The sequence below is a fragment of the Flavobacterium luteolum genome (assembly GCF_027111275.1).
Taxonomy (GTDB): Bacteria; Bacteroidota; Bacteroidia; order Flavobacteriales; family Flavobacteriaceae; genus Flavobacterium; species Flavobacterium luteolum.
The window spans coordinates 2,836,569-2,862,710 of sequence record NZ_CP114286.1; the positions used below are offsets into that span (position 1 = coordinate 2,836,569).

At 35.9% G+C, this 26,142-nt stretch carries 8 protein-coding genes; 7 read left to right on the forward strand and 1 reads right to left on the reverse strand.

The window, feature by feature from the left end:
* Positions 1-376 precede the first annotated feature (376 nt).
* From OZP10_RS12175 to OZP10_RS12185, 3 genes are read left to right on the forward strand one after another with little or no spacing between them, the layout of a single operon-like run.
* Positions 377-11,221, forward strand: a complete 10,845-nt coding sequence (locus OZP10_RS12175; RefSeq protein WP_281631150.1) for an HYR domain-containing protein — start codon at positions 377-379, stop codon at positions 11,219-11,221.
* Between the two features lie 47 nt (positions 11,222-11,268).
* Entirely contained in the window at positions 11,269-12,180 is a 912-nt protein-coding gene (locus tag OZP10_RS12180; RefSeq protein ID WP_281631151.1) for a PorP/SprF family type IX secretion system membrane protein, read from the forward strand.
* An 8-nt stretch (positions 12,181-12,188) separates the two neighbouring features.
* The gene (locus tag OZP10_RS12185) at positions 12,189-14,201 is read left to right on the forward strand and encodes an OmpA family protein (RefSeq protein WP_281631152.1); all 2,013 of its coding nucleotides are present in this window, start codon (positions 12,189-12,191) and stop codon (positions 14,199-14,201) included.
* A 62-nt stretch (positions 14,202-14,263) separates the two neighbouring features.
* On the opposite strand, the gene OZP10_RS12190 is transcribed toward OZP10_RS12185, so the two are convergent.
* Positions 14,264-14,596, reverse strand: a complete 333-nt coding sequence (locus OZP10_RS12190) for a hypothetical protein (protein WP_281631153.1) — start codon at positions 14,594-14,596, stop codon at positions 14,264-14,266.
* 708 nt (positions 14,597-15,304) lie between these two features.
* Here OZP10_RS12190 and OZP10_RS12195 point away from each other — a divergent pair.
* The 4 genes from OZP10_RS12195 (at position 15,305) to sov (ending at position 26,073) form a co-directional block, all read left to right on the forward strand.
* Positions 15,305-15,730, forward strand: coding sequence for a CBS domain-containing protein (locus tag OZP10_RS12195; protein WP_177210944.1), 426 nt, complete (start codon positions 15,305-15,307; stop codon positions 15,728-15,730).
* A gap of 154 nt (positions 15,731-15,884) precedes the next feature.
* A complete protein-coding gene (locus OZP10_RS12200; protein WP_281631154.1) occupies positions 15,885-18,176 on the forward strand; it encodes an NADP-dependent malic enzyme in 2,292 nt (763 codons plus the stop codon).
* A gap of 78 nt (positions 18,177-18,254) precedes the next feature.
* Complete coding sequence (gene ruvA / locus OZP10_RS12205) at positions 18,255-18,836, forward strand: Holliday junction branch migration protein RuvA (RefSeq protein ID WP_177210942.1); 582 nt, start codon at positions 18,255-18,257, stop codon at positions 18,834-18,836.
* Positions 18,837-18,861: 25 nt separating this feature from the next.
* Positions 18,862-26,073: a T9SS outer membrane translocon Sov/SprA gene (gene sov, locus OZP10_RS12210; RefSeq protein WP_281631155.1), complete on the forward strand. Its 7,212-nt coding sequence runs from the start codon at positions 18,862-18,864 to the stop codon at positions 26,071-26,073.
* Positions 26,074-26,142: the final 69 nt, after the last annotated feature.

Genomic DNA, 26,142 nt, shown 5'->3' on the forward strand with positions numbered 1-26,142 from the left:
TTTTAAGATTTTTTTAGTACTTCATAATCAAATTGTTACAATTTTAGCATATTTAGCGAGTTGAACATTTGTTAAAAATTGTTGTTTAACGACTTTATACGCATTTTGTCGGTATAATGATGCTCGATTTCATTCCGCGATATACTTTCGCGCTTTCCAAATCTACTTAATTTAAAACCAGAGAGACTTTTATAGTCTTTATTTTACTATATGGCAATGGTCTACATAATGTCTTTTTTATGTGTAAGTCTTGAAAAAACTGTTTTAAGTTTTTTTAAATCCATTTTATATTTTTTCACGTATCTCAACAATATGCTAAAAATGATCATCCGTTTTTTAGCATCCAAAATTTCTGTTCCACAAACACAAGTCGTCTATGCGTAACTTTACTTTTAAAAAGTTTAATTTATTTAAACAGCTTTTTATTTTAGTATTATTTTTTGTCTCATCTGAAATTAGAGCTCAATTTCCTTATTCACAATCATTTAAAAATTCAACAGCCCCAGGAGTCTTATTTGGAGGTTCACCAAAAGCTTTTTTAACAGGAGGAGCTGGTTCAAAAGATGGCTATAATGATGCAAATGGTTCGGGCTATCTGAGATTAACTAACAAAGAAGGGAATCAAAAAGGAATCGTTTATTCTGATATGTATTCATTTCCATCTGCTTATGGAATGACAATTAGCTTTGAATACTACACTCATAGTGGAAATGGTGCTGATGGTATAGCTTTTATTCTGTTTGATGCAACGGCTTCTCCTGTAGCCGCAGGAGCTTTTGGAGGTTCTTTAGGTTACGCCCAAAGAAACTCTGAAACAGGTTTTTCTAAAGGTTATTTAGGTGTTGGAATTGATGAGTTTGGAAATTTTTCTGCTGCTAATGAGGGGAAAAATGGTGGAGTAGGATTTTTAGAGAGTAATGTTACTTTAAGGGGGGCAGGAAGCGAATTAAGTGGTTACCCACATTTAATTTCTGTACAAACTACTTCTTTAGCAAGTAATTTTACGATTGCAGGTGGTAGCCGAACAGCAACAGATAATTCTAAATCTGGTTTTAGAAAGATGGAAGTTGTTTTAAAACCACGCTCTGGAGGAGGTTTTTTTATTGATGTTTATTTGACTCATGGTAGTTTAAGAGAGTTAATAATTAATAATTATGAATATAAAACTGTAGCACCTTCTAACTTGAAGTTTGCAATTTCTTCTTCAACAGGAGGTTCAAACAATTTTCACGAAATTCGTAATTTGAATATTACAGTTGATAAATCAACATTGCTGACTCCAATAGCTAATCCAGATACATTTACTGGATGTATTGGATTAAGCGCAACTTCTGGCGATATAACGGCAAATGATAATGGAGCTGTAAATACTTTAGGCTCAATTAATAAGTCAACAGTTGATTTGGATCCAATTGAAGCAGGAATTCAAACGACAAAAACTATTTCTGACAAAGGAACGTTTACTTATAACTCTTCTACAGGGGCAGTAACTTTTGTTCCCCTAAATAATGCAATTGTCGGTCCAGTGCAAATAAATTATACTTTTAATGACAATTATGATAAAACATCTAGCACATCTACAATAACGTATAATACTTATACTGCTATTTCCAATAATACAATTACAGCACCAACAGAATCTACTTTCTGTACAGCTCCAAAAAATCCTGATTTGATAACGGGGCTTGCAGCTACAGGAGGATCAACTAGTACAGGCAGTGCTTCTGCATTAACTTATCAATGGGAAAGTAGTACAAATAATATTGATTTTTACCCTATTTCTAAGGCCACAGACCAAAATTATGATCCACCTAGTACAAGCACTACAACTTATTACAGAAGAGTGGTTTCTTCAGCAACTTGTAAAGATCTAAGTAATGTAGTGGCTATTGTTTTTGGCGGGGCAAGTGCGCCAACACCAACAGCAACAACCAATATTACATGTAATAGTTTTACAGCAAATTGGAATACTGTTCCAAATGCTACATCTTATGGCTTAGAAATTTCTAAAAAAAGTGATTTTTCTGAACATTTACTTAATTATGATGGACGTAGTTTAACTGCTTCTAATTCATATAATGTTACAGATTTAATTTCAGGAGAGACTTATTATTTTAAAGTTTGGTCCCACAATTCCTGTGGAGCTGGTGCAACTTCTTCGAATGTAATTACAGTAAAGGTTGGTAATGGCTCAGTGGCAGGAACAATTTCTTCATCTCAAACAATTTGTTCTGGTACATCTCCTGCAGATTTAACTTTATCTGGGTATACAGGAACAATTCAATGGCAATCATCAATAAATAATAGTGCCTTTTCTGATATTACTGGTGCAACGGGTGATGTTTTAACAAGTGCTCAGATGGGGACGCTTACTACAAATACATATTATAGAGCAGTTGTAAAAAGTGGATTATGTACCTCAGCTAATACAGCTTCAGTTTTAATTACAATTAGCTCTATTCCTCGTTTAACATCAGTTTCGCAATTTGCAACAACTTGTACGGGATCTACGGTAAGAATGAACTTAAAAGGATTGTTGCCTAACACGACCTCTACTATTGCATATACGATAGATGGTGTTGCGCAAAATCCTGTAACAGGTGTCATTGCAGACACATCAGGAGATGGATTCTTTGAATCTGCTGTTTTAACGACAGCAAATAATGGTAAAACATTAAGAGTAACAACTGTCACAACAACCAGTGCTACACCAAGTTGTACAGCGATTGTTAATATAGATACTACTTTAAATGTAAATGCTGCTTCAGTTGGGGGGGCAATTGCATCAGCACAAACAATTTGTTCAGGAACCTCGCCAGCTAATTTGATATTAAGCGGAAATGTTGGTTCGGTTTTAAAATGGCAAAAATCTACAGATTCAGGTTTTTCAAGTCGTAATGATATCAATGTTGCTTCAACAACATTGGCAAGTTCTGATATAGGAAATTTAACAACAAATACTTATTTTAGAGCTGTGGTTCAAAATGGGGTTTGTTCTGCTGTTTTTTCAGATGTTATTTTAATAACAGTAAATAATACATTGCCAGCTGCTTTATCTATAACTGGAAGTACAATTTGTGCTTTACCAGGAGGAAATGGGACTATTTCTTCTTCATCTTCTGTAAGCGGAGTTAGCTATCAATTATACAATTCAAGTAATGTTGCTATTCAGTCTTCAAAGACAGGAACTGGTTCGGCTTTAAGCTGGTCAGGACTTAATGCGGGGACAGGATATTATGTTGTTTCATCGGCAGGAACATCTTCAACATGTACAGCGACAAGTAGCACAGTAAGCATAACAACTACTCCTAATCCAGTTGCTCTTGTTTTGAATGGAAGTACAATTTGTGTTTCACCAGGAGGGAACGGAACAATTTCTTCTTCAACTTCGGTAAGCGGGGTTAATTATCAGTTGTATGATTCTAGTAATACAGCGATTCAATCAGTAAAAGCTGGAAATGGATCTGCATTAGAATGGACCGATCTATCTGCTGGAAATGGATATTATGTGATTGCTACCAATGCATCGAACTGTACTTCAAAAAGTAATATAGTTAACATAACAACTAACCCTAACCCAACTATTTCAATTGGAGGTACATTAACAGCCTGTTTGACGACTACATTAACTGCAACAACTGATGCAATTTCACCAACTTTTGTATGGTATCAAGGTGATGTTGCAATTTCTGGTCAAACTTCTTCTACGTTAGTTGTAAATTCTAATGGAGATTATAAAGTAAAAGTTAGGAATTCTTCTGGATGTGAATCAACTTCTGCTACTTCTACAGTAAAAGTTAGTGATACAGAAAAACCTATAAAACCTGTTTTAGCGGATATTAAAGGAGAATGTTCTGCAACAGTAACTGTTCCTACAACGACGGACAACTGTGCAGGAACAGTTACAGGAACAACCGCAGATCCGTTGACATATAATGGTGAGGGTACATATACGATTAATTGGAGTTTTAGCGATGGAAACGGAAACGTAGAAATTGCGACTCAAAAAGTAATTATTCATGACACCCAAAAACCGTCAATCACATGCCCATCGGCAGTTTCAGTTTCGGCAGATGCGGATTCATGCGCTGCTACCGGAGTTGCTTTAGGCACTCCAACGGTATCGGACAACTGCACGGGAGCTGTAACGGTGACGAATGATGCTCCGCCAAGTTTCCCAATCGGAAACACGACAGTAACTTGGACGGCAAAAGATGCGGCAGGAAATACGAAGACCTGCACTCAGATAGTGACGGTTAATGACACCCAAAAACCTTCAATCACATGCCCAACGGCAGTTTCAGTTTCGGCAGATGCGGATTCATGTGCTGCTACCGGAGTTGCTTTAGGCACTCCAACGGTATCGGACAACTGCACGGGAACTGTAACGGTGACGAATGATGCTCCGCCAAGTTTCCCAATCGGAAACACGACAGTAACTTGGACGGCAAAAGATGCGGCAGGAAATACGAAGACCTGCACTCAGATAGTGACGGTTAATGACACCCAAAAACCTTCAATCACATGCCCAACGGCAGTTTCAGTTTCGGCAGATGCGGATTCATGCGCTGCTACCGGAGTTGCTTTAGGCACTCCAACGGTATGGGACAACTGCACGGGAACTGTAACGGTGACGAATGATGCTCCGCCAAGTTTCCCAATCGGAAACACGACAGTAACTTGGACGGCAAAAGATGCGGCAGGAAATACGCAGACCTGCACTCAGATAGTGACGGTTAATGACACCCAAAAACCGTCAATCACATGTCCAACGGCAGTTTCAGTTTCTGCAGACGCGAATTCATGCGCTGCTACCGGAGTTGCTTTAGGCACTCCAACGGTATCGGACAACTGCACGGGAGCTGTAACGGTGACGAATGATGCGCCATCAAGTTTCCCAATCGGAAACACGACAGTAACTTGGACGGCAAAAGATGCGGCAGGAAATACGAAGACCTGCACTCAGATAGTGACGGTTAATGACACCCAAAAACCGTCAATCACATGCCCATCGGCAGTTTCAGTTTCGGCAGATGCGGATTCATGCGCTGCTACCGGAGTTGCTTTAGGCACTCCAACGGTATCGGACAACTGCACGGGAGCTGTAACGGTGACGAATGATGCGCCATCAAGTTTCCCAATCGGAAACACGACAGTAACTTGGACGGCAAAAGATGCGGCAGGAAATACGAAGACCTGCACTCAGATAGTGACGGTTAATGACACCCAAAAACCTTCAATCACATGCCCAACGGCAGTTTCAGTTTCGGCAGATGCGGATTCATGCGCTGCTACCGGAGTTGCTTTAGGCACTCCAACGGTATCGGACAACTGCACGGGAACTGTAACGGTGACGAATGATGCTCCGCCAAGTTTCCCAATCGGAAACACGACAGTAACTTGGACGGCAAAAGATGCGGCAGGAAATACGAAGACCTGCACTCAGATAGTGACGGTTAATGACACCCAAAAACCTTCAATCACATGCCCAACGGCAGTTTCAGTTTCGGCAGATGCGGATTCATGTACTGCTACCGGAGTTGCTTTAGGCACTCCAACGGTATCGGACAACTGCACGGGAGCTGTAACGGTGACGAATGATGCTCCGCCAAGTTTCCCAATCGGAAACACGACAGTAACTTGGACGGCAAAAGATGCAGCAGGAAATACGCAGACCTGCACACAAATTGTTAAAGTAATTGGTGCCATTGTTGCAAATGATGATAGTATTTCTTCGTCAAATGGAGTAACTGGAGGAGTCGTTATTATTAATGTTTTTGATAATGATATTTTAAATTGTAATAAAGTAAATATAGAAGATGTTGATGTTACGGTAAATGGTACTGTACCGTCAGAGTTAATTTTCAATACTGTAAATGGTGCTGTTTCAGTAAAACCGAATACACCAACAGGTATTTATACTTTTGATTATTCGATTTGTGAAATTGCTAATAGTGGAAATTGCAATACAGCTACAGTTAAAGTTGAAATTGTAAATGATTTAATCGCCGTTAAAGATGATTTCGGAACAAAATCTTCAGGATCAACGTCAGCAATTGTCGGAAATGTAAAATCAAACGATACTTTAGACGGAGCATTTGTTACGTCTGGAAATACAGTGGTTACAATTGACAGCAATGGACCATTAAGCGTTGACGCAAACGGAGACGTAACTCTAGCGGCAAACACGCCAAGCGGAACTTACAGCATTACATACGAAATCTGTGAGAAAAATGCGAATCCATTAAACTGCAAGACAGCAGTTGCAGAGGTTAAAGTTGTAAATGATTTAATTGCGGTTAAAGATGATTTCGGAACAAAAACTTCAGGATCAACGTCAGCAGCTATCGGAAATGTGAAATCAAACGATACTCTTGACGGAGCATTTGTTACATCTGGAAATATAGTTGTTACAATTGACAGCAATGGGCCACTGAGCGTTGATGCAAACGGAGACGTAACTCTAGCTGCAAACACTGCAAGCGGAACTTATAGCATTACGTATGAAATCTGTGAGAAAGGCGCAAATCCTGTAAACTGCAAAACAGCAACAGCAGAGGTTAAAGTTGTAAATGATTTAATTGCGGTTAAAGATGATTTCGGAACAAAATCTTCAGGATCAGCATCGGCAACTATCGGAAATGTAAAAACAAACGATACTTTAGACGGAGCATTTGTTACGTCTGGCAATACAGTGGTTACAATTGACAGCAATGGGCCACTGAGCGTTGATGCAAACGGAGACGTAATTCTAGCTGCAAACACTGCAAGCGGAACTTATAGCATTACGTATGAAATCTGTGAGAAAGGCGCAAATCCTGTAAACTGCAAAACAGCAACAGCAGAGGTTAAAGTTGTAAATGATTTAATTGCGGTTAAAGATGATTTCGGAACAAAATCTTCAGGATCAGCATCGGCAACTATCGGAAATGTAAAAACAAACGACACTTTAGACGGAGCATTTGTTACGTCTGGAAATACAGTGGTTACAGCAGATTCATCTGGACCATTAAGCGTTGACGCAAACGGAGACGTAACTCTAGCGGCAAACACGCCAAGCGGAACTTACAGCATTACATACGAAATCTGTGAGAAAAATGCGAATCCATCAAACTGCAAGACAGCAGTTGCAGAAGTTAAAGTTGCAAATACAATAGACGCAGTAATAGATACTATTACTCCAATTAATGGAAACATTGGCGGAACAACAGTATCTCTAATAGAAAACGATACACTAAACGGTGATAAGGTAGTAATTGGAAGTAATTCAGGGGAAGTGACCCTAAATATTGTTGGCACTTTACCATCTGGATTAACATTAAATGCAAATGGAACTATTACGGTAGCTCCAAATACTCCTAAAGGAAACTATAATGTAGAATATATAATATGTGAAGTAGGTGCAGTTCCTGCAAACTGCGACTCAGTTACTATTACTGTACCGGTTACAGCAGGAAACCTTGTGGCAAACGAAGATGTTATCCCTTCGGTTTTAGGATCGAATGCTCCTCAGACATTGGGCAAAAACGTTTTTGACAATGACACAAAAAACACGCAGCCGTTAAATCCTTCAGATGTTACGCTAAAAACTACAGCGGCAGATCCAAAAGGATATCTGACTGTGGATACTGATGGTAATATTGTTTTAGGCGCAAATCCTCCAGCGGGAGATTACGAGCTGACTTATGAAATCTGCGAGAAATTAAATCCAGACAACTGCAGTTCAAATACCGTGAAAGTGACAGTTGGAACTCCAGTAATTGATGCAGTTGAAGATTTGATAGCTTCAATAAACGGAAATATCGGCGTAACAACAATTGCACTGACAGCAAATGATAAATTAAACGGAAGCCCAATCGTGGTTGGAACAGCAGCGGGAGAAGTTAAGTTTGAAATCGTGGGAACGCTTCCAGCAGGACTTACGTTAAATTCAGATCATACGATTACAGTTGCGCCAAATACTCCAAAAGGAAATTATAAGGTAGAATATAAAATCTGTGAAAACACGAATACTACAAACTGCGATTCGGTAATTATTACCGTACCTGTTACAGCAGGAAACCTTGTGGCAAACGAAGATCTTATCCCTTCAGTTTTAGGATCGAATGCTCCTCAAACATTAGGCAAAAACGTTTTTGACAATGACACAAAAAACACGCAACCGTTAAATCCTTCAGATGTTACGCTTAAAACTACAGCGACAGATCCAAAAGGATATCTGACTGTGGATGCAGATGGGAATATTGTTTTAGGCGCAAATCCTCCAGCGGGAGATTACGAGCTGACTTATGAAATCTGCGAGAAATTAAATCCGGACAACTGCAGTTCAAATACTGTGAAGGTAACAGTAGGAACTCCAGTAATCGATGCAGTTGAAGATGTGATAGCTTCAATAAACGGAAATATCGGAGGGACAACAATTGCACTTACAGCAAATGATAAATTAAACGTAAGCCCAATCGTGGTTGGAACAGCAGCAGGAGAAGTTAAGTTTGAAATTATCGGAACGCTCCCAGCGGGACTTACATTAAATTCAGACTATACGATTACAGTTGCGCCAAATACTCCAAAAGGAAATTATAAGGTAGAATATAAAATCTGTGAAAACACGAATCCTACAAACTGCGATTCGGTAACTATAACCGTACCTGTTACAGCAGGAAATCTTGTGGCAAACGAAGATGTAATTCCGTCAGTTTTAGGATCGAATGCTCCTCAGACATTAGGCAAAAACGTTTTTGATAATGACACTAAAAACTCGCAGCCGTTAGATCCTTCAGATGTTACCCTTAAAACTACAGCGGCAGATCCAAAAGGATATCTGACTGTGGATACGGATGGAAACATTGTTTTAGGCGCAAATCCTCCAGCGGGAGATTACGAGCTGACTTATGAAATCTGCGAGAAATTAAACCCGGACAACTGCAGTTCAAATACTGTGAAAGTAACAGTAGGAACTCCAGTAATAGATGCAGTTGAAGATGTGATAGCTTCAATAAATGGAAATATCGGCGGAACAACAATTGCACTGACGGCAAATGATAAATTAAACGGAAGCCCAATCGTAGTTGGAACAGGAGCTGGAGAAGTTAAGTTCGAAATTATCGGAACGCTTCCAACGGGGCTTACATTAAATTCAGACTATACGATTACAGTTTTACCAAATACGCCAGCAGCAGATTATAATGTAGAATATAAAATCTGTGAGAATACGAATCCAACAAACTGCGACTCGGTAACTATAATCGTACCGGTAACAGCAGGAAATCTTGTGGCAAACGAAGATCTTGTGCCATCTGCAGTTGGAGTAAATATTCCACAAACAGTAATCAATGTTTTTGAGAATGATACTAAAGATGGAAATAAATTAGTGCCATCAGATGTTGATTTGAAAGTAACTCAAGCAGATCCAAAAGGATATTTAACTGTAGATACAGACGGAAATGTTGTACTAGCACCTAATGCACCTGCGGGAGAATATGAATTGACATACACAATCTGCGAAAAGTTAAATCCAAATAACTGTGACTCAAATGTTGTAAAAGTTAGCGTAACTGAACCAAAAATGAATGTAACAGCAAATAGTTATTGTTCAAACAATGTTCCTTATGTTAATTATGCAGTTGCACCAGAAAATTTCACAGCACATAATTTATTAACTGTTAGATGGATTGATAGCAACAATAATGTTGTGGCAACTCAGACCAATCTGCCATTAAGTGGAAATATTTTATGGCCAGGAGCAGAGATTGACAGTAACCAAAATGGAACAGATTGGCCAGGATGGATTTTAAATAACGGAATATGGGCAGAGGGAGCAGACGGATTTGAAGCTACTAGAAATGGAGTAAAAATCGAATTTTCATTAAATCCAACCGTTACAGTTTCGGTTGCTTATCCGCCAGCTACGCCAGATTGTAATGCACGTCCAACATTTAGCATAAAAGCAAATAATGATGAGGCAGGACCAGTAAATGTAAAGAAAGGAGCAAATGCTAACATTAATATTTTTGAAAATGATTTATTAAACGGAGCAAAATTGAAGGCTTCAGATGTTATTTTATCAGTTCCGGTTGTACATCCAAATATTACGTTGAATGCAGACGGTTCAGTAAACATTGCGACAAATACGCCAGATGGAGTTTACGAATTGATGTATCAGATTTGTGAAGCTGCAAATGCATCAAATTGCAGTCAGGCAGTAATTAAGATTACAGTTGACAATGTTGTAGACCCAGCTCCGCCAACAGAAAATAAAATTACTTTAAACAATGATAATGATGTTAGTGCTGACGGAATTAATGGCTCATTAGAAGTTGTAAATGTTTTAGATAATGATTTGATAAACGGACAGCCAATAAATCCTACGGATGTTATAATTAAGCCTGTAACAGATAGTCCATATTTTGAGTGGAATGCTGACGGAACGGTAAGTGTTAAGCCAAACACACCAGGAGGAAATTATCCGTTGACTTATCAGGTTTGCGAAAAAGCTAATGATACAAATTGTTCTACAGCAGTGTTAAATGTTTTTGTTGAAGTTCCAGCTATTTCGGTTATCAAAACAGCAGTTTTCAATGACGAAAATAAGAGCGGTTTTGCAAATGCAGGAGAAACAATTACGTACAAGTTTACTGTAACCAATACTGGAAATGTACCTCTTGTTGGAATCACAATAAACGATCCATTGCCAGGAGTAGTAGTTTCAGGACAAGCAATTAATTTAGGAGTTAACGAATCTAACGAAACGAATTTTACAGCAGTTTACAAAATCACTCAAGAAGATATTAATCGAGGCAGTGTGAGCAATCAGGCAACTGTAAAAGGAAGCAGTGCAAGAGGAGTTGTTGTCGAAGATCAGTCAGATGATTCAAGCAATAGCGGAGATAGTCCAACAGTTTTAGACTTAAACGGATGTTCGATTAAAGTAATGAATGCTTTCTCTCCAAATGGAGACAGCAAGAATGCAAGATTCTACATTAGAGGAATTGAATGTTATCCAGACAATACAGTTGAAATTTATAACCGTTGGGGAGTTCTGGTTTTCAGTATAGATCAGTACAACAATAACGATCGAGTTTTTGAAGGATATTCTAACGGACGTTCTACAATCAAACAAACAGATGGTCTTCCGGTTGGAACGTATTTCTATGTCTTAAAATACAAAGACAGTGCTCAGAAGTCTCACCAAGAATCTGGTTACTTATACCTTAATAAATAAAATGGAATACGGCTTAGTTAACCCTAAGCCGTTCTAAAGCTTAATAAATGAAAAAATTAATTTTAGTTTTTATGTTTTTTTCGATTGTGTCTAATGCGCAGCAAGATGCACAGTACACGCAATATATGTACAACACAATCGAAGTCAATCCAGCGTATGCAGGTTCAAGAGGAGCATTAAGCGTTTTTGGTTTATATCGTACACAATGGGTTGGATTAGATGGAGCACCCGAAACAAGCACGTTCTCGGTTAATACGCCTTTAAGAAATAGTGATTTAGGACTTGGAGTTTCTTTGGTGAATGATAAAATCGGGCCAACTGTAGAAAATACATTATCGGCAGATTTGTCTTATACTATTCCGACTTCAGAATCATGGAATTTATCTTTTGGTATAAAAGGTACTGCCAATCTTTTTAATATCGACATTAATAAGTTGAGTTATGAAGATCAGGACGATCCACAGTTTCAGAATCTTAAAAATAAGTTTTCGCCAAACGTTGGAGCAGGAATTTATTATCATTCAGACAGAGCTTACATCGGATTATCTGTTCCTAATTTTATAGAAACAAATCGTTATGATGCAGACGATGTGGCTATTTTCAAAGATAAAATCAATTATTATTTAATAGCAGGTTATGTATTTAATCTAGATCGTTTAGAATACATAAAATTCAAACCAGCATTAATGGCTAAAATGGTCGAAGGAGCACCATTACAAGTTGATGTCTCAGGAAATTTTATGTTTAATGACAAATTTGTTTTAGGGCTTGCTTATCGTTGGAGTGCATCTGTTAGTGCAATGGCAGGATTTCAAGTGACAAAAGGAATGTACATCGGTTATGGTTATGATCATGAAACTACACAATTAAGAAAATACAATTCTGGATCTCATGAGATTTTCTTAAGATTCGAATTCTTTAATAATTATAATAAAATGATATCCCCAAGATTCTTTTAATACAACCTATGAAAGCTATAAAATTAATTTTGATCTTTTTACTGTCTAGTTTTATTTCAAATGTGAATGCGCAAAACCCATTCACAAGCATGAACGTAAAATATGCAGATAAAAAATACGAAGAGTACGCTTACGCAGATGCAATAAAAGTTTACGAGACTTTGGTAAATGATCAGACTACCGACCAAGGAATAATTCAGCGTTTAGCAAATTCATATTATTTTAATGGAGAATTAAAAAGCGCATTAAAATGGTACGAGCAATTATTTGTAATAAACGAAAATCAAGAAGCTGAGTATTTATATCGATATGCGCAATCTTTAAAATCAGCGGGAGATTATCGCAAGTCTGATGAGATTTTACAGAAATTCAATCAAAAGGCAACGGCAGAAAAAAGAGCAGATTTAATCAGAAGTGAGAAAAATTATTTAGAAGAAATAAAAGAAAACTCAGGCCGATTTCAAATAGGTGATGCTGGAGTTAACTCAAGATATTCAGATTACGGAAGCGTTGTTTACAACAACAAAATTGTTTTTACTTCTGCACGCGATACGGGCGGAGTTGTTAAGGCCAATTTTCAATGGACAAACAGATCGTTTTCTAGACTTTACGCAGCCGATTTAATGCCAGATGGAAGTGTTGGAAAGCCAGAACTTTTAGTAAAAAGAAAAAAAGACAATTTTAATGAGTCAAGTCCGATTTTTACAAAAGACGGAAGAACCATGTATTTTACCCGAAATAATTTTACTGATGGTAAAAGAAGAAGTAACGACAAAAACGTAACACTTTTAAAACTATACAAAGCTGAGCTTATCGATAACACATGGCAAAATGTAAAAGAACTTCCGTTCAACAGCGACCAATATAGTACGGCGCATCCAGCTTTAAGTGTAGACGAAAAAACATTGTACTTTGCATCAGATATGCCAGGAACGTTAGGTCAGTCAGATATTTTTAAAGTTGCAATTAATGAAGATGGAACTTTTGGGACACCAGAAAATTTAGGATCAGCAATTAATACAGAAGCAAGAGAAACGTTTCCGTTCATTTCTGGAGATAACGAATTGTATTTTGCAACTGATGGCCGTCCAGGTCTTGGCGGATTAGATATTTTTGCTTCTAAAATAAAAACCAATGGAACTTTTGATGAAGTTTTAAATGTTGGCGAACCAGTAAATAGTAAGCAAGATGATTTTGCTTTTAGTATTGACAGCAAAACCAGAAGTGGTTACTTTTCTTCAAACAGAGAAAGCGGACTTGGTTTGGATGATATTTACAGATTTACAGAAACAAGAAGATTAATCTGCGAGCAAAATTTATCGGGAACAGTTACAGATGCAGAAACAAATGAGATATTAGCCAATACTTCTTTGACTTTGTTTAACGAGAAATTTGATCCAGTTGGAACAATTACTACAGACGAGAAAGGAAACTACATTTTTCCTGATTTAAGATGTGGAAAAAAATACACGATTAGAACTGCTAAAAACGATTACAATGCCAAAGAAGTTGCAGTAACAATTCTAAGAGAAAAAGGAGAAACGACTCAAATGATTGCATTAAACAAAGTTTTTAAACCTCTTGTTGCAAAAACTGTAGCCATTAAAAAAACGACAATCAGTCCAGTAAAAGTGGGTTCTATAAAAGTAGGAGTAGATATTGCAAAACTGTTAAATCTGCCTATGAATTTCTTTGATTTAGGTAAAGCAACAATCAAGAAAACATCAGAACCGCAATTAATGAAAGTGGTTAATCTTTTAAATGAATATCCAACAATGAAATTAGATATTCGTTCACATACCGATAGCCGTTCTTCTTCAGAAAGCAATCAGATTCTTTCAGAAAAAAGAGCACAATCAACCAAAAACTGGTTAGTTCAAAAAGGAATCAACGAAGATCGATTAAGCGCAAAAGGTTATGGAGAAACGCAACTAGTAAACAAATGTGCTGACGGAGTAAAATGTACAGAAAAACAGCACATGCAAAATAGACGAAGCGAGTTTATTATTGTTGCGATGTAAAAATCATTTCTTTATAAATTACAAAAACCCCTTTTCTAAAATTGTAGAAAAGGGGTTTTTGTTTATTCTGTAATTATATTAGAATTTCTATTAAGTAAATAGTCAATTTCACTTAAAAAATCAAATTCATCTTGAGGTATTAATTGAAGAACAGTTTCCAGAATTAAACCTATATTGATAGATTGACTTTTGTCAGTTTCAGAAATTTTATGGGCATCTTGTTCCAAAGCCAAAATACATAATTTCAGCATATCAGTAATGACACAACCAAGTTCTAAATAATTTTGAAACTTAATCTCAGCAACATTGGTTTCGTTATTTGCAGGTTTTAAAGTATGAAAATATAAAGAGGCTAATTTTCTAAGATCTAAATTTTTGATTTCGTTTGATTCCATATAATGAGGTGTTTATTTGAAAAAATATATGTTTTATTATTCTAAATTATTTCATGCAAGATGCTTTTTCTTTTTATTATTTCTAACATACGATCGTATGTTGTTTAAAATAAATCTTACAAATAGAATTGAAGGCAAATCTATTAAAATGAAAAAAAAGATAAAACGACATATATGTCGGTTAATATCTTTCTGAAATTTTACAATCTCTACGGGGTAATGTGGGTTTATATTTCGCTCCTCTGGAGCTCTTTTCTTTTGGTATAATTTTTCAGCTATAAATATTATGCTCCACTGGAGCATTACTTTAATTATCATAAAAAAGAAAACTCCTTTAGGAGTTGTTGGTTGGTAGTCCCAGCGGGACGAAATATTTATAGAATATTATTAAATCCATCTAAGAGCCCCAGCGGGGTGACATATTTTTTTTACCGTAATCGGCTATAAACATTATGTTTCGCTGGAGCATCGTTAATGGTCAAAAAAATGAAAAAACCCCGCTAGGAGTTTCTGGTCGGGAAACGTTAAAAAATCTAAATTTCTTCAAAAAACAATTCTAAACAAATTCATTCTTTACACTATAAATTTGAAAATCTTAATTTTTGTGTATTATATTTAAAATGAATTAGTTATGATTTTAAAAAATCGATTTCGCTGCAAATTGTGTTGGTTTTTATTATAACTTTATAAAATCAAAAATTTTTCATTATGACTGTAGATCAAATACTTAAAGCAAAAGGAAGAAATGTTTATTCGATTTTCTCCAATTTAACGGTTTATGATGCGTTAAAAGTGATGGGAGAAAAAAACATTGGAGCAATTTTAGTTATGGACGATAATATTCTAAAAGGAATATTGTCTGAAAGAGATTATGCTAGGAAAATTGTACTGAAAGATAAATCTTCTAAAGAAACTTTTGTTCATGAGATTATGGAAAGTCATGTTTTTACAGTAAAACTTTCAGATAATCTTGAAGATTGTATGGAACTTATGAGCGAAAAAAGAATAAGACACCTGCCTGTTTTAGAAGATGGAACAGTGGTTGGAGTAATTTCAATCAGCGATGTAGTGAAGGCAATTATAGAAATTCAGAAAGATACAATCAACCATTTGAATTCTTATATTTCTCAATAAAGCACACCTAAAAACGATAAAAATTCAAACGAGTCCAATTTCTATTGGACTTTTTCTATTTATTCGAATAAATTTTAGGAAAAGAAAACGCTAAAAAGACGCCATTTTAAAACAAGACTTATATCTTTGTAAGCTAGAATAAAAGCTAAAAACAATGAACAAAGAGAGTAAAAGAAGAGAAGCGTTACTGTACCACGCAGAACCAACTCCAGGAAAAATTCAGGTAGTTCCAACAAAAAAATATGCAACCCAGAGAGATTTATCATTGGCCTATTCGCCGGGAGTTGCAGAACCATGTTTAGAAATCGCAGCAAACAAAGAAGACGTTTATAAATATACAGCAAAAGGAAATTTAGTAGCCGTAATTTCAAACGGTACAGCTGTTTTAGGACTTGGAAATATTGGTCCAGAGGCAGGAAAACCTGTAATGGAAGGAAAAGGTTTATTGTTTAAAATTTTCTCAGACATTGATGTTTTTGATATCGAAATTGATACCGAAAATGTTGAAGAATTTATTCAGACTGTAAAAAATATTGCTCCAACTTTTGGAGGTATTAATCTTGAAGATATCAAAGCTCCAGAATCTTTTGAAATCGAAAGAAGATTGATCGAAGAATTGGATATTCCTGTAATGCACGACGACCAGCACGGAACAGCAATTATCTCTTCTGCAGCTTTAATCAATGCACTTGAATTGGCAGGAAAAAAAGCAGAAGATGTAAAAGTAGTAGTATCTGGAGCAGGATCGGCAGCAATTGCTTGTACAGATTTATACGTTTTACTTGGAGTAAAAGTTGAAAACGTTTTAATGTACAACAGTAAAGGACTTTTAACTAAAGATAATCCTGCACTTTCAGATTTACAATTAAAATATGCTATTGACGGAGCTAAAATTCCTTTAGAAGAAGCAGTAAAAGGTGCTGACGTTTTCATTGGATTATCTTCTGGAGATATTCTTTCGCCAGAAATGTTATTAACAATGGCAAAAAATCCGATCGTTTTTGCAATGGCAAATCCGAACCCGGAAATCGATTATAATTTGGCTGTACAAACTCGTAAAGATGTTATTATGGCTACTGGGCGTTCAGATTTTCCTAATCAGGTAAATAACGTATTAGGTTTCCCTTATATTTTTAGAGGAGCATTAGACGTTAGAGCGACAAAAATCAACGAAGAAATGAAAATGGCGGCTGTAAAAGCTTTAGCTATTTTGGCAAAAGAACCAGTTCCAGAGCAGGTAAACGTAGCTTACGGTGCAATGAAACTTGGATTTGGACAAGAATATATCATTCCTAAACCTTTCGATCCTAGATTGATCACTGTTGTAGCTCCTGCAGTTGCAAAAGCAGCAATGGAATCTGGAGTAGCAAAAAATCCTATTACAGACTGGGCAGCTTATGAAGATCACCTTCGTGAGCGTATGGGTAATGATAACAAAATGGTGCGTTTGATTACAAACCGTGCAAAATTAGATCCAAAGAAAATTGTTTTTGCTGAAGCAGATCAATTAAACGTTTTAAAAGCAGCTCAAATTGTTTATGAAGACGGAATTGGATTCCCAGTTTTATTAGGAAACAAAGAAGTGATTTTAGAATTAAAAGCAGAACTTGGTTTTGATGCTGATCTTGAAATCATTGATCCTAAAACAGATGAAGAAACTGAAAGACGTAACAGATTTGCTAAATCATTTTGGGAAGCAAGAGGAAGAAGAGGAGTTTCTAAACTAGATGCAGAAAAATTCATGCGCGAAAGAAACTATTTTGCAGCAATGATGGTTAATGAAGGTGAGGCTGATGCAGTAGTTACAGGACATTCTAGAAGTTATCCTTCTGTTGTAAAACCAATGATGCAGTTAATTCCAAAAGCACAAAATGCTTCGCTTATTGCAACTGCAAATATGATGCTTACATCTCGCGGACCAATGTTTTTATCAGATACTGCAATAAACATTAATCCATCTGCTCAAGATTTGATTAATATTGCGATTATGACTTCTAAAACAGCTAAAATGTTCGGAATTGAGCCTGTTATTGCAATGGTTTCGTTCTCAAACTTTGGTTCTTCTACTAGCGAAAGCGCTTCAAAAGTTAGAGAAGCTGTAGCTTATCTGCATAAAAATCACCCAGAATTAATTGTTGATGGAGAAATTCAAGCAGATTTTGCTTTAAATCCAGAAATGCTTCAAGAAAAATTCCCTTTCTCTAAATTGGCTGGAAAGAAAGTAAACACCTTGATTTTCCCTAATTTAGAATCGGCAAACATCACTTATAAATTATTAAAAGAATTGTATAAAGTGAATTCTATTGGACCAATTATGATGGGTATGGGCAAACCAGTTCACATTTTCCAATTAGGTGCAAGCGTAGAAGAAATGGTAAACATGGCTGCAATCGCTGTTATTGACGCACAAGAAAAAGAAAGTAAAAAGAATAAAATAGCACAATAAATCTTCTAAGAGGGATTCAACAAATTTGTCGTAGTTTTACGGCATTTTTGTTATATTTGATACTGATAAATTATATTTATGATAGCACATTTGCAAGGTAGATTAGTAGAAAAGAATCCTACAGAGGTTGTAATTGATTGTGGCGGAGTTGGTTATCAGGTAAATATATCGCTGCATACCTTCTCTTTAATTCCAAATTCTGAAAATATAAAATTGTATACGCATCTTCAAATTAAAGAAGATGCGCATACTTTATATGGTTTTGCCGAAAAATCGGAAAGAGAAATTTTTAGAATGCTGCTTTCTGTTTCAGGAATTGGAGCAGGAATTGCAAGAACAATGCTTTCGTCAATAGAACCAAAGCAAATTATAAACGCCATAGCATCTGGCGATGTGGGCGTAATCCAGTCTATAAAAGGGATTGGAAACAAAACGGCACAAAGAGTTATACTTGATTTAAAGGAAAAAGTTGTTAAATTGTATGATATTGACGAAGTTTTTGCTGTTCAAAACAATAGAAATCGAGATGAAGCGTTATCTGCTCTAGAAGTTCTAGGTTTTGTGCGAAAAGCTTCTGAAAAAGTGGTAGAAAAGATTGTGAAAGAAGATCCTGAAGCTACCGCAGAAACAATTATCAAAAAGGCTTTAAAAAGTTTATAAATTTCATTTTATATAAAAGAATTCTATGCGTAAAATTTGTATTTTGTTGCTGGTATTACTCTGCGGTAATGTTTTGCGTGCACAGGTTACACCGATAGCTCAAGATACAACAAAAACTCAATTTTCAGTAGGTAAGATAGATATCGAAGATCCGCCAAGCGTACTTTCGGCATATAGATACGATCCTATTACAGATCGTTATATTTACACCACTTCAGTAGATGGTTTCTCTATTAATTACCCTTTAATTTTAACTCCAAAAGAATACGAAGATTTAGTTCTAAAAGAATCGAGGCGAAATTATTTTAGAAAAAAATCAGACGCCATTGACGGTAAAAAAGCTGGAGCCGAAGCAGCTAAAAAAGATTTATTACCAAGATATTACATCAACTCGAGTTTATTCGAAAGCATCTTTGGAAGTAATACCATAGATGTAAAGCCCACAGGTTCAGTAGAAATGGACTTGGGTATGCGTTACACAAAACAAGATAATCCTTCATTTTCGCCAAGAAACAGATCTTCCCTAACTTTTGATTTTGACCAAAGAATCAGTATGAGTTTAATGGGGAAAATTGGAACTCGTCTTGAAGTAAATGCCAACTACGACACTCAATCAACATTTGCTTTTCAAAACTTATTTAAACTAGCTTATACTCCTTCAGAAGATGATATTGTTCAGAAAGTTGAGGTGGGTAATGTGAGCATGCCTCTTAATAGTACGCTTATTCGAGGTGCTCAAAGTTTATTTGGGGTCAAAGCGCAACTGCAATTTGGCAAGACAACTGTTACAGGGGTTTTCTCAGAACAGAAGTCACAAACCAAAAGTATAGTCGCAGAGGGTGGCGGAACCGTACAAAACTTTGATTTATTTGCATTAGATTATGATAATGACCGACATTTCTTCTTATCACAATATTTTAGAAATAAATATGATGCTTCGTTAAAGAATTATCCATTAATTGATAGCCGTGTTCAAGTTACAAGGATAGAAGTTTGGGTAACTAATAAACAGAATAGAATAACAACAGGAAATAATAACTTAAGAAATATTATTGCGCTTCAGGATTTGGGAGAAGGCCAGGTTACAGGTGTGCCAGATAACGAAGTTGTTGTTATTACAAATCCAACAGGTTTCTTTAATAATCCTATAGATTCTCCAACAGATAATACAAATAATAAATACGATCCTGGAGCAATCGGAAAAGCAGGAAGTTATTTAAATTCTAATATTAGAGAAATTGTCACAGCAAAATCAGGATTCAATAATACCAATGTAAATGAAGGTACAGATTACTCTGTCCTTGAAAATGCAAGAAAATTAACAACACAAGAATATACTTTTAATGCACAGTTAGGTTATATCTCATTACAACAGCGTTTGGCCAATGACGAAATTTTAGCAGTTGCGTTTGAATATACTGTTGGAGGAAAAGTGTATCAAGTTGGGGAATTTGGAAGTGATGGTGTAGATGCAACTGTGGTTACAGGAAACAACAATGCCAATCAGGCAATTGTTACACAAAGTTTGGTTTTGAAAATGCTGAAAAGCAGTTTGACAAACGTACAGAATCCAGTTTGGAACTTGATGATGAAAAACGTGTATCAAATTCCACAGGCATACCAAATCAAACAAGAAGATTTTAGACTTAACATTCTCTATACAGATCCTTCGCCAATCAATTATATTACGCCGGTTGCGGGAAGCACTTTTCCACCAAATCCTGCGCCAGATGATAAATTAGACCAAACGCCATTATTGAATGTCTTTAATCTTGACCGTTTAAATTACAACAACGATCCGCAGACAGGAGGAGACGGATTCTTCGATTATGTTCCTGGAGTTACGGTTGACGTTCAGAATGCACGAATTATTTTTACGACTAAAGAACCATTTGGAGAACTTTTGTTTAGAAAATTAAACACAGGCACTGGGGAAAGTTATAACGATCCAACTACATATAATCCGAATCAGAGGAAATATGTATTTAGAAATATGTATAAGAATACTCAGGCGGGTGCTTTGCAGGATAGTGACAAAAACAAATTCTTATTAAGAGGAAAATACAAATCTTCGGGTAGTAACGGTATTCCTATTGGTGCTTTCAACGTGCCGCAGGGATCTGTAGTGGTAACAGCTGCCGGAAGAGTTTTAGTAGAAGGTATTGATTATAGTGTAGATTATCAATTAGGAAGAGTGCAGATATTAGATCCATCACTTCAGGCTTCTAATACTCCGATTGAAGTTTCGTTAGAAAACAATTCAATCTTTGGACAGCAAACCAGAAGATTTATGGGATTCAATATTGAACATAAAATTTCTGAAAAATTTGTTGTTGGTGGAACATTCTTAAAAATGACAGAACGTCCTTTCACGCAAAAATCAAGTTATGGGCAAGAATCTGTAAATAATACTATTTTTGGTTTCAACGGAAATTATGCAACAGAAGTTCCATTTTTAACAAGATTGGCTAACAAACTGCCAAATATAGATACAGATGTTCCTTCTAATCTTTCGATTCGCGGAGAAGTAGCATTTTTGAAACCAGATGCTCCAAAAGCAAGTGATTTTGAAGGTGAAGCAACTATTTATATCGATGATTTTGAAGGTACTCAGACTACAATCGATATGAGGTCTGCATATGCTTGGAGTTTGGCTTCAACACCATTTATTACTTCAGCCATAGACAATACTTTTAATGCCAGCTCAAATACTTTAGAGTATGGTTATAAACGTGCTAAGCTGTCTTGGTATACTATTGATCCGATTTTCTATACTTCAAAACCTTCAGGAGTTTCAAATGATGATTTGTCTTTAAACTCAACAAGAAGAATTTACAGTAAAGAACTTTATCCAAATACAGATATTGCACAGGGACAAATTCAGGTAGTTAATACGCTCGATTTAACGTATTATCCTTCAGACAGAGGACCATATAACAATAACCCAAATTTTGCTTCAAGCAATCCAGCTGGTAATTTTGGAGGAATTATGCGTTCGCTTAACTCTACTAACTTTGAGCAAGGAAATGTCGAGTACATCCAGTTTTGGGTGTTGGATCCTTATGTTGGTACAGGACAAGCTCAGTCAACTAACAACGGAAAAATCTATTTCAATTTAGGTGAAGTTTCTGAAGACGTTTTAAAAGACGGAAGAAAACAGTATGAGAATGGTTTGGGGCCAGATCAGATTATGGTAAACCCGCAACCGATTTGGGGAGACGTTCCAGCATCTCAATCATTGATTTACGCATTTGATACTAATCCAGACAATCGTAAAAATCAGGATGTCGGTTTAGATGGTCTGCCAGATGCAAAAGAAGGATCGATTTATAACAATTATGCAGGAGAACCAGATCCCGCTGCCGATAACTATAAATACTTTTTAAATGAAGAAGGAGGCGTTTTACAGCGTTATAAAAGATACAACGGAACAGAAGGAAATTCTGCTGTAAGCGTTGATGATCCAAACCGTGGTTCTACAACCCTTCCAGATGTTGAAGATATCAATCGTGATAATACCATGAGTACAATCAATGCTTATTATGAGTATAGTATTGATGTAAAGCCAGGCATGCAGGTTGGTGAAAATTATATCACAGATATTAGAGAGGTTCAAAACGTAGAGCTTCCAAATGGAGGTTCAACCAATGCAAGATGGATTCAATTTAAAATTCCTGTTTCAAAACCTCAAAATACTATTGGGAATATTACCGACTTTAGATCGATTCGTTTCATGCGTATGTTCATGACTGGATTTAATGATCAAATGACAGTTCGTTTTGGAGCTTTAGATTTAGTTCGTGGAGAGTGGAGAAAGTATACAGGAACACTAGATGCAAATGATACAAATCCTGATGATGACGGAACCCAGTTTGATGTTGCGGCAGTAAACATTCAAGAAAACGGTACCAAATGTCCAGTTAACTATGTTATTCCACCAGGAGTTCAAAGAGAACAATTGTATAATAATAATACGATTATCAACCAGAATGAACAGTCTTTAGCAGTTCGAATTGCAGGTACAGGATTAGAATATCAAGATTCTAGAGCAGTTTTCAAAAATGTAAGCGTTGACATGCGTCAGTACAAAAAATTGAAAATGTTCCTTCATGCTGAATCGCTTCCAAATGAAAATCAGCTTTTAGATGATGAGATGATCGGATTTATCCGTTTTGGTAACGATTTTACACAGAACTTTTACCAAGTTGAGATTCCATTAAAAGTAACAAGAACAGGTGGATCTTGTACTATTAGTCCAGATCAGGTTTGGCTTGAAGAGAATAATATTGATTTGGTTCTATCTCTATTGACAAGAATGAAGATTTTGGGAATGAATATCGATATTAATTCGTCAAAGAGAGATATAAATGGTATTTATTATCCAGACCGAGATCCAGATGTACAGGGTGGTGACCAAGACGCTAAGTTAACTTTGGGGATTAAAGGAAATCCGAATTTTGGATTGGTTCGAAATTTAATGGTAGGAGTAAAAAGTGCGGCAAACCATAAAGATATTATGGGAGAAGTTTGGTTTAACGAACTTCGTATGTCTGATCTAGAAAACAAAGGAGGTATGGCTGCATTACTGAATCTAGATACCAATATGGCCGATTTGATGACATTGTCTGCTTCTGGTAAAAAGAGTACAATTGGTTTTGGTTCTCTTGAGCAGGGAGCAAACGAAAGAGATCGTGAAGATATTCAGCAGTACAACATTGTAACCAATATAAATTTAGGAAAACTGTTGCCTCCAAAATGGGGTATTAATCTTCCATTCAATTATGCAATCGGAGAGGAAGTTATTACGCCAGAATACGATCCGTTTAATCAGGATATTAAGTTAGATCAATTAATAGCAGAAACTACAGATCCAGCAGAAAAAGAAAATATTAGAACACGTGCAGTTGATTACACTAAGCGTAAAAGCATCAATTTTATTGGAGTAAGAAAAGATAGAGCGCCAGAACAGAAACCACATGTTTATGATGTAGAAAACTTTACTTTTTCTCAATCTTACAATCAGGTAGAAAGACACGATTATGAAGTTGAAAATTACAACGACGAACAATCGAATACTGCAGTAAATTATGCTTATACATTCCAGCCAAAAGAGGTGGTTCCGTTTAAGCAGACCCAATTCATGAAAAAAAGTGATTATTGGAAAATGTTGAGCGATTTTAATTTTAATTATCTTCCTTCAAATATTTCGTTTAATACTAATATTTTAAGACAAAGCAACCGTCAGCAGTATAGACAAGTTGAAGATGTTCAAGGTATTGGACTTGATCCTCTTTACAGAAGAAATTTTGCTTTTAATTATCAATATGGTTTCGGATTTAATTTGACAAAATCATTAAAATTAAACTATACAGCAGCGTCTAATAATATTGTTAGAAACTTCTTGAATGACGATAATACACCAAAAGAAGATTTTAATATCTGGGATGATTATTTTGATATTGGTATACCAAATCAGCATTTACAGCAATTGGTTCTGAATTATGATATTCCAATTAATAAAATTCCAATATTTAGTTTTGTAAAAGCGACTTACTCTTATACTGCCGATTATAACTGGCAACGTTCTTCGACAGCAATGTCTCAGTACGTTGATGACAGTGGAGTGTCTTGGGATTTAGGAAATACGGTTCAAAATGCCAATTCTAATACTTTTTCGACGACATTAAATATGAATACATTGTATAAGTATTTAGGTCTAACACCAGGGGCAAAACCTGCAAAAACAGCAAAACCTGCTGCGCCGCCAAAACCAGGTGAGAAAATTGTAAATACAGCTAAACCTGTTACAAGTAGCAATCCTTTTTATGATGGTTTAATTGGAGTATTGACTAGTGTTAAAAACGTTCAAATTAATTATACAAAAAATAGCGGAACAGTTTTACCAGGTTATATTCCAGGTGTAGGTTTCTTTGGTACTTCTAAGCCTTCGTTAGGATTCGTATTTGGTAGTCAGGATGATGTGCGTTTTGAAGCTGCTAAAAATGGATGGCTGACCAGTTATCAGAATTTCAACCAGAACTTCACGCAGGTTAGCAATAAATTGTTGAAAGTAACAGCAAACGTAGATTTATTGCCAGATTTGAAAATTGATTTAGCAATGGATCGTGCTTATTCTGAGAATTCATCAGAACAATATACAGTTAGAGATTCTATTGGAGGATTATATTATAAGCCATTATCACCATATACTTATGGAATGTTTTCTATTTCAACGGTATTAATTAAAACGTCTTTCTCTACAAGTACAGAAACTGTGTCGTCTGCATTTGATGATTTTAGAAGCAATCGTTTGGTTATTGCAAATCGTTTAGCAGAGGAACACTATGGAGGAGGAGTAATTCCAAGATATGGAGATGCTAATAATCCAATTCCAGCTGAAACAGATCCTAATTATAAAATATATGTTGCCAATGAAGGGTATCCAATTGGTTTCTCAAAAAGTAATCAAGCAGTTTTGCTTCCTTCATTTATGGCTGCCTATACAGGAGCAGATGCTTCAAAGAGTTCGACAGGTATTTTTAGAAGTTTCCCTATTCCAAACTGGAATATTAAATATAATGGTTTAATGCGTTATAAGTATTTCAAAGATCATTTTAGACGTTTTTCATTGCAGCACAATTATAGAGCATCGTATACAATTAGCCAGTTTAGATCTAACTTTGATTATTTAGAGAATCCAACAGGACAGGATGTAAATACTAACTTCTTTAATAAAACGATTATGTCTAATGTTAACTTAGTAGAGCAGTTTAGTCCATTGATGAGAATTGATTTTGAATTGAAAAATTCATTCCGTTTATTGACAGAAGTTAAAAAAGATCGCGCTTTGTCTATGAGTTTCGATAATAATTTATTGACAGAGGTTAGAGGAGTAGAATACGTAGTAGGAGTAGGATATCGTTTTAAAGATGTAATTATCTCATCAAGATTAGCAGATAATCCGACAGGAATTATTAAAAGTGATATCAATATAAAAGCTGATTTCTCATATAGAAATAACGAAACTCTAGTTCGCTATTTAGATTACGATAATAATCAGCTGGCAGCAGGACAGAATATATGGACGTTGAAATTGACGGCAGATTATGCTTTCAGTAAAAACTTAACGGCAATATTCTATTATGACCATTCGTTCTCGAAAGCAGTTATTTCAACTTCTTTCCCTTTAACGAATATCAGATCAGGTTTCACACTTCGTTATAATTTCGGAAATTAAATTTGAGTTTCTAAACTAGATTTTATTAGAAGATTATTACATTTGTGGCTTAAATTTTAAACAATCAAT

Excerpts from the sequence above, each read along its gene's own strand:
- OZP10_RS12195 (WP_177210944.1), top strand. The coding sequence starts at position 15,305 with ATGACTGTAGATCAAATACTTAAAGCAAAAGGAAGAAATGTTTATTCG.
- sov (WP_281631155.1), top strand. The coding sequence starts at position 18,862 with ATGCGTAAAATTTGTATTTTGTTGCTGGTATTACTCTGCGGTAATGTT.
- OZP10_RS12200 (WP_281631154.1), top strand. The coding sequence starts at position 15,885 with ATGAACAAAGAGAGTAAAAGAAGAGAAGCGTTACTGTACCACGCAGAA.
- OZP10_RS12175 (WP_281631150.1), top strand. The coding sequence starts at position 377 with ATGCGTAACTTTACTTTTAAAAAGTTTAATTTATTTAAACAGCTTTTT.
- ruvA (WP_177210942.1), top strand. The coding sequence starts at position 18,255 with ATGATAGCACATTTGCAAGGTAGATTAGTAGAAAAGAATCCTACAGAG.
- OZP10_RS12185 (WP_281631152.1), top strand. The coding sequence starts at position 12,189 with ATGAAAGCTATAAAATTAATTTTGATCTTTTTACTGTCTAGTTTTATT.
- OZP10_RS12180 (WP_281631151.1), top strand. The coding sequence starts at position 11,269 with ATGAAAAAATTAATTTTAGTTTTTATGTTTTTTTCGATTGTGTCTAAT.
- OZP10_RS12190 (WP_281631153.1), bottom strand. The coding sequence starts at position 14,596 with ATGGAATCAAACGAAATCAAAAATTTAGATCTTAGAAAATTAGCCTCT.